The 12033-nt window shown below is 71.3% G+C and carries 9 protein-coding genes; 7 read left to right on the top strand and 2 right to left on the bottom strand.

Annotated features, from left to right (window positions below):
* Positions 1 to 45 precede the first annotated feature (45 nt).
* A complete protein-coding gene (locus AC6CH9_RS06555; protein WP_498154429.1) occupies positions 46 to 1068 on the top strand; it encodes a 4-hydroxy-3-methylbut-2-enyl diphosphate reductase in 1023 nt (340 codons plus the stop codon).
* Between the two features lie 40 nt (positions 1069 to 1108).
* On the opposite strand, the gene AC6CH9_RS06550 is transcribed toward AC6CH9_RS06555, so the two are convergent.
* A complete protein-coding gene (locus AC6CH9_RS06550) occupies positions 1109 to 2617 on the bottom strand; it encodes a DNA recombination protein RmuC (protein WP_237842156.1) in 1509 nt (502 codons plus the stop codon).
* A 119-nt stretch (positions 2618 to 2736) separates the two neighbouring features.
* On the opposite strand from AC6CH9_RS06550, the gene AC6CH9_RS06545 reads away from it, so the two are divergent.
* From AC6CH9_RS06545 to AC6CH9_RS06520, 6 genes are all read left to right on the top strand, one after another.
* Positions 2737 to 3615, top strand: coding sequence for an ABC transporter ATP-binding protein (locus tag AC6CH9_RS06545; protein ID WP_498154195.1), 879 nt, complete (start codon positions 2737 to 2739; stop codon positions 3613 to 3615).
* Positions 3597 to 5183: a hypothetical protein gene (locus tag AC6CH9_RS06540; protein ID WP_498154194.1), complete on the top strand. Its 1587-nt coding sequence runs from the start codon at positions 3597 to 3599 to the stop codon at positions 5181 to 5183. Before AC6CH9_RS06545 ends, AC6CH9_RS06540 begins: the two co-directional genes overlap by 19 nt.
* A gap of 52 nt (positions 5184 to 5235) precedes the next feature.
* Positions 5236 to 6321 carry a redox-regulated ATPase YchF gene (gene ychF / locus AC6CH9_RS06535; protein ID WP_498154193.1) on the top strand — a complete coding sequence of 362 codons (1086 nt, stop codon included), beginning with the start codon at positions 5236 to 5238 and terminating at the stop codon, positions 6319 to 6321.
* 324 nt (positions 6322 to 6645) lie between these two features.
* Positions 6646 to 8511: an ABC transporter family substrate-binding protein gene (locus tag AC6CH9_RS06530; RefSeq protein WP_498154192.1), complete on the top strand. Its 1866-nt coding sequence runs from the start codon at positions 6646 to 6648 to the stop codon at positions 8509 to 8511.
* 248 nt (positions 8512 to 8759) lie between these two features.
* The gene (locus AC6CH9_RS06525) at positions 8760 to 10289 is read left to right on the top strand and encodes an ABC transporter permease (RefSeq protein WP_498154191.1); all 1530 of its coding nucleotides are present in this window, start codon (positions 8760 to 8762) and stop codon (positions 10287 to 10289) included.
* Positions 10286 to 11323 (top strand): ABC transporter permease, encoded by a 1038-nt coding sequence (locus AC6CH9_RS06520; RefSeq protein WP_498154190.1) that lies wholly within the window; start codon positions 10286 to 10288, stop codon positions 11321 to 11323. The genes AC6CH9_RS06525 and AC6CH9_RS06520 overlap by 4 nt, the downstream gene beginning before the upstream one ends.
* A gap of 68 nt (positions 11324 to 11391) precedes the next feature.
* Here the strand turns inward: AC6CH9_RS06520 and AC6CH9_RS06515 are convergent, their stop codons facing one another.
* On the bottom strand, positions 11392 to 11970 hold the full coding sequence (locus AC6CH9_RS06515) for a PH domain-containing protein (protein ID WP_498154189.1): 579 nt from the start codon (positions 11968 to 11970) through the stop codon (positions 11392 to 11394).
* Positions 11971 to 12033: the final 63 nt, after the last annotated feature.

Raw genomic sequence — 12033 nt, 5'->3', positions numbered from 1 at the left:
TCCGCGCACCCGTCCGACCGCCCCGCCGTCCCGTCGGAGGCGGCCCTGCAGAACGCGGCACCCCGCAAGCGCGTCCTGCTGGCCGCGCCGCGCGGCTACTGCGCGGGCGTGGACCGGGCCGTCGTCGCGGTCGAGAAGGCGCTCGAGCACTACGGCGCGCCGGTGTACGTGCGCAAGGAGATCGTGCACAACAAGTTCGTCGTCGAGACGCTGAGCGAGCGCGGCGCGGTGTTCGTCGAGGAGACCGACGAGGTGCCGGAGGGCGCGCGCGTCGTGTTCTCGGCGCACGGCGTCTCGCCCGCGGTCAAGGCCGCCGCGGCGGCGCGCAACCTCGACACGATCGACGCGACGTGCCCGCTCGTGACCAAGGTGCACAAGGAGGCCGTCCGTTTCGCCAAGGACGACTACGACATCCTCCTCATCGGTCACACGGGGCACGAGGAGGTCGAGGGCACGGCGGGCGAGGCGCCCGACCATGTCCAGGTCGTCGACTCGCCCGACCACGTCGACGACGTCGTGGTCCGCGACCCCGACAAGGTCGTGTGGATCTCGCAGACCACGCTCTCCGTCGACGAGACCATGGAGACCGTCCGCCGGCTGCGGGAGAAGTTCCCGACCCTCCAGGACCCGCCGAGCGACGACATCTGCTACGCGACGCAGAACCGCCAGGTCGCGGTGAAGAAGCTCGCGCCGGACGCGGACGTCGTCATCGTCGTCGGCTCGGCGAACTCGTCGAACTCGGTGCGCCTCGTCGAGGTCGCGCTCCAGGCGGGTGCCGGGGCGTCGTACCGGGTCGACCGCGCGAAAGAGATCGACCCGGCCTGGCTCGACGGCGCGACGACCGTCGGGGTGACGTCGGGCGCGTCGGTGCCCGAGATCCTCGTGGACGACGTGATCGCCTTCCTCGCGGAGCGGGGGTTCGGCGAGGTCGAGGAGGTGCGCACCGCGACGGAGGACCTCATGTTCTCGCTGCCTCGCGAGCTGCGCGCGGACCTCAAGTCGTCCGGGTCCGACGGCGGTCGTCCGACCCGCGGGGGCCGCACCTCGCTCTCCGTCCAGCCCGTCTGACGGTCGGGGTCGCCCGCCGCCGCCGGCACCGGGCGGGCGGTCAGGCGCTCGCCCCGCCGGCCGACGGCTCCCGACGGGAGTCCTCACGGTCCTCGGGGCGCTCGTCGATCGCGACCACGGACTCGTTGACGGACGCGAGCAGCTCGGGCGCGCTCACGGCGCTGAGCTGCGGGTTCACCGTCGGCGGCGTCGTGAGGTCGTCGTCCACGACGTGCAGGTCCGCGAACCGGCGCGCGCTGACGAGCACGCGCGTCTCGAGCGAGCCGACCGTCCGGTTGTAGGAGTCCGCGGCGCTCTGGAGCTGGCGTCCGAGCTTGGCCAGGTGCGAGCCCATGACCGCGAGGCGGCCGTGCAGCTCCTTGCCGAGCGTGAGCACCTGCTGCGCGTTCGTGGCCAGGGCGTCCTGTCGCCACGCGTACGCGATGGTCCGCAGCATGGCGACCATGGTCATGGGCGTCGCGATGACGACGTTCTTGGCGACGGCGTGCTCGAGCAGCGACGGGTCCTGCTCGACGGCGGCCGAGAGGAACGACTCCGCCGGGACGAACATGACGACGAACTCGGGCGCGGGCCCGAACTGGTCCCAGTACCGCTTGGCGCCGAGGTCGTCGACGTGCTTGCGCATGTGGCGGGCGTGCGCGGCGAGCCGGTCGGCGCGCACGGCGGGGTCGGTCGCGCCCTGCGCGTCGAGGTAGCCGAGGAACGCGACCTTGGCGTCGACGACGACCTGCTTGCCTCCGGCGAGCCGCACCACCATGTCGGGGCGCAGCGCGCCGTCGTCCGTGGCGACCTGGTCCTGCTCCACGAAGTCGACGTGGGGGAGCATCCCGGCCGCCTCGACCACGCGGCGGAGCTGGAGCTCGCCCCACGCCCCGCGCACCTGCGAGGACCGCAGCGCGGTGACGAGCTGCGAGGTCTCGGCGCGCAGCAGCTCCGACGCGTCGCGGACCCCGCGCACCTGCTCGGCGAGGCTGCCGTGCGCCGCGAGCCGCGCGCGCTCGGCCTCGGCGACCTCGGCCCGCACCTTCTCGAGAGCGCCCGCGAGAGGTTCCACGAGGTGCCGCACGGCCTCCTCGCGGCGCTCGAGCTCGGCCGCGCCCTGCTCCTGGCTGCGGCGCAGGCGCTCCTCCGCCTGGACGAGGAACTGCTCGGTGCCCGCGGCCAGCACCTTGCGCGAGAGCGCCTCGAACTGCGCCTCGAGCCGGCGGTGGTCGCCCTGGACCTCCTCGACGCGGCGCTCGGCCGCCGCCCGCAGCTCGGCGAGCTGCTGCTCGTGCGTCGCCCGCGCGAGGTCGAGGCGCTCGTCAGCGCTGCGCTGCGCCGCGCCGAGCTGGCGCACGAAGCCCTCGCGCTCGGCCTCCAGCCGCTCGGCCAGACCGGCGCCGCGCGCCGCCTCCTGCTGCGCCTGCCCCAGGAGCTGGGTGAGCCGGCGGACCTCCGCCGCGGCGGCGTCGGGCGAGGCGCGCCGCACGGTGAGGACGAGCGCGGCACCGCCGACGAGCCCCAGCACGAGGCCGACCGCGAAGAGCAACCATCCCGAGGTGTCCATGGCGGCACCTTCCCACGGGGGACCGACACGACGGCTCCCGACACGTCGCGCGCGCCCTCGTGGACAGGTCGTGACAAAAGGCACCGGCCGAGGTCGGAGGCCTCGGCTACGTTGGCCGCATGGTCGATCCCACCCCCGTACCACCCGTCGCGCCGGCCAGCGCCCCCGCACCAGGCCTGGCGCACGGCGCCGCACCAGAGCCGCTCCCCGGCACGCCGCCCGGCCTCCCGACGCCGCCCGACCCCGCTGCCGCGCTCTCGCTGCGCGGTCTGTGGAAGCGGTTCGGCGAGAAGATCGCCGTCGCCGGCATCGACCTGGACGTCCCTGCGGGCTCGTTCTACGGGCTCGTCGGGCCCAACGGCGCGGGCAAGACGACGACGCTGTCCATGGCGACCGGGCTGCTGCGCCCCGACGCGGGCTCCGCGCACGTGCACGGCACCGACCTCTGGGCCGACCCCGTCGCGGGGAAGCAGCAGCTCGGCGTCCTGCCCGACGGCGTCCGGCTGTTCGACCGGCTGACCGGCGCGCAGCTCGTCACGTACGCGGGCCTGCTGCGCGGCATGGACCGGGACACCGTGGCCGAGCGCACGGCAGAGCTGCTCGCGGCGCTCGACCTCGCCAAGGACGCGAACACGTTCGTCGTCGACTACTCCGCGGGCATGACCAAGAAGATCGCGCTCGCGACCGCGCTCATCCACGCCCCGCGGACGCTCGTCCTCGACGAGCCGTTCGAGGCCGTCGACCCGGTCTCGGCCGCCAACATCCGCGACATCCTCGCGGGCTACGTGGCGAGCGGTGGGACGGTCGTCGTCTCGTCGCACGTCATGGACCTGGTCCAGCGCATGTGCGACCACGTCGCCGTCGTCGCGGGCGGGCACGTCCTCGCGGCGGGCACGGTCGACGCGGTGCGCGGCGACCAGAGCCTGGAGGACCGTTTCGTCGACCTCGTCGGGGGTCGGCAGAGCACGGAGGGCCTGGCGTGGTTGCGCAGTTCGTAAGGCTCAAGCTCACCCTGATGGGCAACACGTTCCGACGGAGCGTGTGGCAGACCATCGGGTTCCTCGTCGGGGCGCTCTACGGGCTGTTCGTCGTCGGGATGCTGGTCGTCGGGATGGTGGTCCTCGGCACGGACGACCCCGCGCTCGCGGGGTCGATCATGATCCTCGTCGGGGCGCTCGCCGTCCTCGGGTGGTGGGTGATCCCGCTCTTCGCGTTCGGCGTCGACGCCACCCTGGACCCGCAGCGCTTCGTCCTGTTCGGCATCCCGCAGCGCCGGCTCCTCGCCGGGCTCGCCGTCGCGGGCGTCGTGTCGATCCCCGGGATCGTGACGGCGGCGGCCGCGCTCGGTGTCTCCTTCGCCTGGTGGCGCACGCCCCTCGCGGTGCTCGCCGCGCTCGTCGGCGCCGTCCTCGCGGTGGCGCTGTGCGTCGTCGGCTCGCGGGCCGCGACGACGGCGCTGGCCCCGCTGCTCGAGTCGCGCCGCTACCGCGAGGTCGTGACCATCGCCGCGTTCGTGCCGCTCGTCCTCGTCGGCCCGGCCTTCGCGTGGGTCGGCTCGCAGCTCGGCGAAGGACCGGTGGACGGCGACGCGGTGCGGGGCATGGTGTCGCGACTCGCCGAGATCGCGGCCTGGACCCCGTTCGGCGCCCCCTGGGGCCTGGGCGCCGCGGTGCACGACGGCGCGTGGGGCCTCGCGCTCGCGCGGCTCGTCGTCGCGCTGGCCACCCTCGCGCTGGCGTGGGTCGTGTGGGACAAGGCGCTCGCCCGCGCGCTCGTGACCCCGCCCGCGGCGGGTTCCGGGGGACGGGCCAAGGGGCTGGGCTTCTTCTCGCGGTTCCCCGCGACGCCGACCGGGGCGGTCGCGGCGCGCACCGCGACCTACTGGCTCCGCGACCCGCGATACTCGGGGTCGATCGCCGTCGTCCCGCTCATCCCGGTCGTGCTGCTCGTGGTGGGCGGCGGTTCGGGCTCTGAGATCTTCCTCGCGCTCGCGCCGTTCACCGCGTGGATCCTCGGCTTCTCGATCTCGGCCGACATCGCGTACGACCACACGGCGTTCGCGCTGCACGTGTCGACGGGGGTGTCCGGCCGTGCGGACCGGTGGGGCCGCGCCCTCCCGGTGCTCGTCGCCGGGGGTGCGGTGTCGCTCCTGTTCGCGGTGGTCTCCGTCGCCGTGGCGGGACGCTGGGACGCGCTGCCCGCGCTGGTCGGCCTGACCGTCGGCACGCTCCTGGTCGCGACCGGTGTCTCGAGCGCGACGTCGGCGCGGCTGCTGTACCCGGTGCCCAAGCCCGGCGACAGCCCGTTCAAGCAGCCGCAGGGCGCCGCGATGGCGACGCTCGTCGCGCAGTCGGTCGCGATGCTGCTCGTCCTCGCGCTGTCGCTCCCGTTCCTCGTGCCTGGTCTCGTCGCGATCCTGGCCGACGTGCCGGTCGTGGGCTGGGTGACGCTCGTCGTCGGTGTCGCGGTCGGGGTCGTCGTCCTGCTCCTCGGCGTCCGCTGGGGCGCCCGCGCGTACGACCGGCGCGCGCCCGAGCTGCTCCAGAAGGTGATGTCCGCGGCCTGAGCCCCGGGCCGGGGTCCGCGCACCGCGGCCCCGGCCCGTAGACTCGGGCGACGTGGCACTCACTATCGGCATCGTCGGCCTGCCCAACGTCGGCAAGTCCACCCTGTTCAACGCCCTGACGCGCAACCAGGTCCTCGCCGCGAACTACCCGTTCGCGACGATCGACCCGAACGTCGGCGTCGTCTCGCTCCCCGACCCGCGGCTCGACAAGCTGGCCGAGATCTTCGGCAGCCAGCGCATCCTGCCCGCGACCGTGTCGTTCGTCGACATCGCCGGGATCGTCAAGGGCGCGAGCGAGGGGGAGGGGCTCGGCAACAAGTTCCTCGCGAACATCCGCGAGGCCGACGCGATCTGCCAGGTGACGCGCGCGTTCGCCGACCCGGACGTCGTCCGCGTCGAGGGCTCGACGGACGCCGAGGGAGACATCGAGACCATCAGCACCGAGCTGATCCTCGCCGACCTCCAGACGCTCGAGAAGACGGTCCCTCGCCTCGAGAAGGAGGTGAAGATCAAGAAGGGCGACGCAGCGCTCCTCGACGCCGCCCAGAAGGCGCAGGCGATCCTCGAGGCCGGCACGACGCTCTTCCAGGGCGCCGCCGCAGCCGGGCTCGACCTCGCCGACGTCGCGAGCCTCCAGCTCCTCACGGCCAAGCCCTTCATCTACGTCTTCAACACCGACGACGCAGGACTCGCGGACGACGGCATGCAGGACCGCCTGCGCGCGCTCGTCGCGCCGGCCCAGGCGATCTTCCTCGACGCGAAGTTCGAGTCCGAGCTCGTCGAGCTCGAGCCGGACGAGGCGAAGGAGATGCTCGCCGAGTCGGGGCAGGACGAGGCCGGGCTGGACCAGCTCGCGCGCGTCGGGTTCGACACCCTCGGGCTCCAGACCTACCTCACCGCGGGTCCCAAGGAGGCGCGCGCCTGGACCATCCGCAAGGGCTGGACCGCGCCGCAGGCCGCGGGGGTCATCCACACCGACTTCGAGCGTGGCTTCATCAAGGCCGAGGTCGTCTCCTTCGAGGACCTCGTCGCGACGGGGTCCGTCGCGGCCGCGCGCGCCGCGGGCAAGGCGCGCGTCGAGGGCAAGGACTACGTCATGGCCGACGGTGACGTCGTGGAGTTCCGCTTCAACGTCTGAGTCCAGGTCACGGGCCACGGCGCCCGCCGCATCGTGAGATGCGGCGGGCGCCGTCGTGTCGGGGCAGCGGCGTTTCGCGCGTGTTTCGCTGCCGTCGCGAGGTGGAAACGCACCCGTACCGGCCAGTATCAACTCGGTAACGATCGACCGCAGCAACCGGGCAAGGGGGAGAAGCCACGCAACTTGCTGGGTAGCGTTGCCTCAAACCGTGGTGGGCATACCCGTCCACGCGCGCCGACACCAACCGGACGCGCGGGCGACGGGGCGGCCGGGGGGCGAACGACGCCCGTCCGTCCGCGCCCACCATCCCTTGGAGGAGGAACATTGAAGATCAGGCGCACGAGTGCCGCCCTCGCGGTGACGGTCACCGGAGCACTGCTGTTCTCGGCGTGCAGCGGCACGTCGGGTGACGGCGACACCGAGACCGACGACGCGGGTATCAACACCGAGTCGGCCGTCACGGTCGCGTGGGAGGCCCCCCTCAACGAGCTCAACCTCAGCTCGTCGAACGGCAACGCGACGCAGAACGCGATCATCAACTACGTGCTGAACTCCGGCTTCAGCTACTACGACGCCGACCTGAACCTCGTCCAGGACGAGTCGTTCGGTACGTACGAGAAGGTCTCGGACGACCCGCTGACCGTCAAGTACACGTTCGGTGACGACACCAAGTGGTCGGACGGCACGCCGGTCGACGCGACGGAGCTGCTGCTCGACTGGGCCGGCCAGTCCGGCAAGTTCAACACGGTCGAGGCCGAGACGGACCCGGAGACCGGCGAGGTCACGAACCAGGCCGAGGTGGACGCTGGTGTCTACTTCGACGGCTCGGACCCGGGTATCGCCCTGATCTCGCAGAACCCCGAGATCTCCGAGGACAACAAGTCCATCACGGTCGTCTACGACAAGCCGTTCGGTGACTGGGAGCTGAGCTGGACGAACGAGTTCGTCCCCGCCCACGTCGTCGGCCAGAAGGCGCTCGGCATCGAGGACGCGGAGGAGGCCAAGGCCGCCGTCCGCGACGCGATCCTCAACAACGACACCGCCGCGCTGTCGAAGATCTCGAAGTTCTGGAACGAGGGCTTCCAGTTCACCTCGCTCCCCGAGGACCCCTCGCTGTACGTCTCGAACGGTGCCTACACGCTCGAGGACTACAAGGAGAACCAGTACCTCACCCTGAAGGCGAACCCTGACTTCAAGGGCAAGAACAAGGGCTCGGTCGACACCATCACGGTCCGCTACATCGACGACCCGATGGCCCAGGTCCAGGCGCTCGAGAACGGTGAGGTCGACCTCATCGGCCCGCAGGCCTCGGCCGACGTCCGCACCGCGCTCGAGGCGCTCGACGGCGTCGAGACCCACTCGGGCATCGAGGGCACGTACGAGCACGTCGACCTGGTCTTCCAGAACAAGGGTCCGTTCGACCCGCAGACCTACGGCGGCGACGCGGAGAAGGCCAAGGCCGTCCGCCAGGCGTTCCTGCTGACGATCCCGCGCCAGACGATCGTCGACAACCTCATCAAGCCGCTCAACCCGGACGCCGAGGTGCGCAACTCGAACATCCTCATCCCGGGCTCGCCGAACTACGACCAGATGGTCGCCGAGAACGGCTCGGACTTCTACGACCCGTCGAAGGCCGCCGAGAACATCGAGAAGGCGAAGCAGCTGCTCGCCGACGCCGGGGTCGCCACGCCGGTCAAGGTGCGCTTCGCGTACAACAACGAGAACACGCGCCGCGTGAACGAGCTCGCGCTCATCACGGACACCGCGTCGCAGGCCGGCTTCGAGATCGTCGACACGGGCCGTCCGGCCGCCGAGTGGGGCACCCTGCTCGCCACCGGCCAGGACCAGTACGACGCCTCGCTCTTCGGCTGGCAGTCCACGTCGACCGCGGTCACCGAGTCGGACGCGAACTTCCGCTGGACGCCGAACCCCGGCGTCAACAACTACGGCCAGTACAACAACCCGGCCGTCGACGCCGCGCTGGACAAGCTCCAGGTCTCGACCGACCCCGAGGAGCAGTTCCAGCTCCAGCTCGAGGTCGAGAAGAACCTGTGGGCGGACGGCTTCGGTGTGACGATCTTCCAGTTCCCGGCCATCCAGGGCTGGGACGAGAACCTGAAGGGCGTCGAGTCGATCACGATCAGCCCGACGATCTTCCACGGTTTCTGGAACTGGACGTTCGAGGGCTGAGAGTCCTGAACACCGCCTGACGAGGCCCGTCGCCGTCCGCGAGGACGGCGGCGGGCCTGTCCGGACGCAGGAGACCGGGGGTCTCCGACGGCCCGCCGTCGGGACCCCCGGTCCTCGCGTGCTCCCGAACCCCGACGTCCTCACCACGGCGTCCCGTGCCCCTCGGTTCACGATCGCGCGAGACCCGCGCGTAGAATCGACCGGCCCCAGACCCGGGGTCCCTACCGACCAGCGAGGTAAGACCTCCGATGTTCTCCTTCATCTCGCGGCGTGTGCTGGCAGGGTTGGCGACCCTCCTCGTGTCCACGTTCGCGATGTTCCTGCTCGTCGACGCCGCGATCCGGCCGTACATCTTCATGGATCTCGAGTCGAGCACGAAGCCCAACAAGGCGCAGCTCATCGCCCAGCGCACCGCCGAGCTCGACCTCGACACGCCCTCGGTGATCCGCTACTTCAAGTGGCTCGGCAACTTCGTCACCGGTGACCTCGGGACGGCCTGGCAGAGTGGCCAGTCCGTCACGACGCTTCTCCAGGGCGCGGTGATCTCGACCATCCAGCTCGTCGCCGCGGCGACCGTCCTCGCCGTCGTGTTCGGCGTCATGGTCGGCATCGTCAGCGCGCTGCGGCAGTACAGCACGTTCGACTACCTGACGATCTTCGTCTCGTTCGTGCTCTACTCGCTCCCGGCCTTCTGGGTCGCCGTCCTGCTCAAGCAGTGGGGCGCGATCGGCTTCAACGACTTCCTCCGGGACCCGAACCTCTCGATCCTCGTGATCGCCGTGATCGGCGTCGTGATCGGCCTGTTCTGGTCGCTCGCCTTCGGCGGGACGCTCAGGCGCCGGCTCACCGTGTTCGCGATGGGCTTCGCCGCCAGCGCGCTCGCGCTGCTCTACCTCCAGCTCTCCGGGTGGTGGGCCGAGCCGAACCTCGGACCGGTCATCATCATCGTCACGGGCACGGCCCTCGCGTTCGCGATCACCGCCCTCGTGTCCGGGCTGAAGAACCGCCGCGCGCTCTACGCGTCCCTGACCACGGTCCTGGTCGGCGTCGTCATCTACTTCCCCATCCAGTCCGTCCTCAAGCAGGTGGACAACTGGTGGCTCGTGCTCGTCCTGGGGGTCGTCGCCGTCGGCGTGGGCATCGGGATCGGGTACGCGTGGGGCGGCCCGGACAAGGGCGTGTCCGCGCGTGCCTCCGGCATCACGGCGTTCCTCGTGGCGTCGATGATCTTCGTCGACAAGGTCATGGGCGTCTGGCCCGCGTACTTCAACGCGACGGCGATCAACGGCCGGCCCATCCCGACGATCGGCAACAGCACGCCGAACCTCGGCGGGAACTTCTGGGTGCAGGTCCTCGACCAGTACACGCACCTGCTCCTGCCGACCATCGCGCTCGTGCTCATCCAGTTCGCCGGCTACACGCGCTACTCGCGCGCCAGCATGCTCGAGGTGATGAGCCAGGACTACATCCGCACGGCGCGCGCCAAGGGCCTGCCGGAGCGGACCGTCGTCATGCGCCACGGCTTCCGCAACACGCTGATCCCGCTCGCGACGATCGTCCCCATCGACGTCATCACCCTCCTGGGCGGCGCGATCATCACCGAGAAGGTCTTCGCCCGACCAGGCATGGGCCTGCTCTTCCTCAACTCGCTGCAACGAGGCGAGATCGACCCGGTCATGGCGTACCTCGTCATCGTCGCGGCCCTCGCCATCATCGCCAACATCGTGGCTGACCTCATCTACGCAGCCCTCGACCCGCGGATCCGGGTGAACGCATGAGCAACACACCGAACGACGCGTCGCAGAGCGGCGCGACCGAGAACCAGATCGAGCTCCTCGAGGTCGAAGGACTGTCCCAGGGGCAGATCGTCCGACGGCGCTTCTTCCACCACAAGGGCGCGGTCGTCGCGCTCGTCTTCCTCGTGGGCATCGTCGCGCTCGCGATCACGTCCATCGGGATCGGCGGCTGGGACGGGTGGTACGCCTACAAGGCGTCCGGTCAGGGCTCCACGTACCCGCTCGTCAACGGGGGAGCGCCCTCGCCCGAGCACGTCTTCGGTCAGGACGAGGCCGGCCGCGACGTGTTCGCGCGCGTCATGCAGGGCACGCAGACCTCGCTCCTCGTGGTCCTCTCGGTCGGCGTCATCGCGACGGTGGCCGGCGTCCTCTTCGGCGCGCTGTCCGGGTACTACCGCGGTCGCGTCGACTCGTGGCTCATGCGCTTCACGGACCTCGTCATCACGATGCCGGTCATCGTCATCGGCGCGGTGCTCGCGCTCCTGTCGGGCGGCAGCAACGCGCTCATCCTGGGTGCGTTCCTCGGGCTCGTCCTGTGGCCGCCGCTCGCGCGCCTCGTGCGCGGCGAGTTCCTCTCGCTGCGCGAGCGGGAGTTCGTCGACGCCGCCCGCGTCGCGGGCGCGAGCGACCGGCGGATCATCTTCAAGCACATGCTGCCCAACGCGGTGGGCGTGATCATCGTCAACGTCACGCTGCTCATGAGCTCGGCGATCCTGCTCGAGACGGCGCTGAGCTACCTCGGCGTCGGCATCCAGGCGCCGGCGACCTCGCTCGGCAAGCTGATCAGCGACTACCAGGAGGCGTTCGCGACGCGACCGTGGCTGTTCTGGTGGCCGGGTCTGTTCATCGTCGCGATCGCGCTGTGCGTCAACTTCATCGGCGACGGTCTGCGTGACGCGTTCGACCCGCGCCAGAAGCGGATCCCGTCGGAGCGCAAGATGGCGCGCGCTCAGCGCGTCGCGCGTCCCACGGCCGCCGCCGCGCCGGGCGCGACCGGTGAGGCCGGGGCGAGCTGATGACCGCCGTCGTCGCCGCCCGCCCGGGAGGTCGTGGACCTCTCGGGCGGCGCGGCGCGCCGACGAGGTCAGGCGGTGAGCGCCACGACCGTCCCCACGACGAGCGCGCCCAGCACGGCGAGCTGCACGACGTGCCACGTAGTGCGGGCACCGGGAGCCCCCGGCACCGCACGGTCGAGGTGGCCGGCGGCCGCGAGCAGGCCGTGCCGCTGCGTGACGGCCTCGGCGACGGCCTCGGCGTTCGCGCCGGTCACCACGCGCTCGCGGTCCACGGGGTTCCTGCGGGAGCTGCGCAGCCAGCGAGCCGATCCGCTCGACCGGGGTGCCGCCCAGGCGGTCACCGTGCCGCCCTGGTAGCGCACCTCGAGCGAGTACCGGGTCTCGACGCCCTCGTACACGGTCCACGGCACGTGGACCGTGCGGGCGACGTTGCGGACCTCGATCCCGCCGTCGGACACCTCCACGGCGGGACGCCAGAACAGCATCCAGACGAGGTACGTCACGAGCGCGGCGGGGAGCAGAGCCCCCAGGACCGCGACGACGTCCCCCGTCACGGCCGTGACCACGACCAGGGCGACGGCGACGGCGCCCGTCGCCAGCGTGAGGACTCGGCCGTACGTCGAACGGAAGACCAGCGTGGGACCCATGCGCCCATGCTCGCAGAGTCGAGGCGCCACGAGCGCCGGCTCCAGCAGGAAGGACACTGATCA

This window comes from Cellulosimicrobium sp. GQ32, from assembly GCF_059758455.1.
This window is presented reverse-complemented; position numbering and strand designations above follow the sequence as displayed.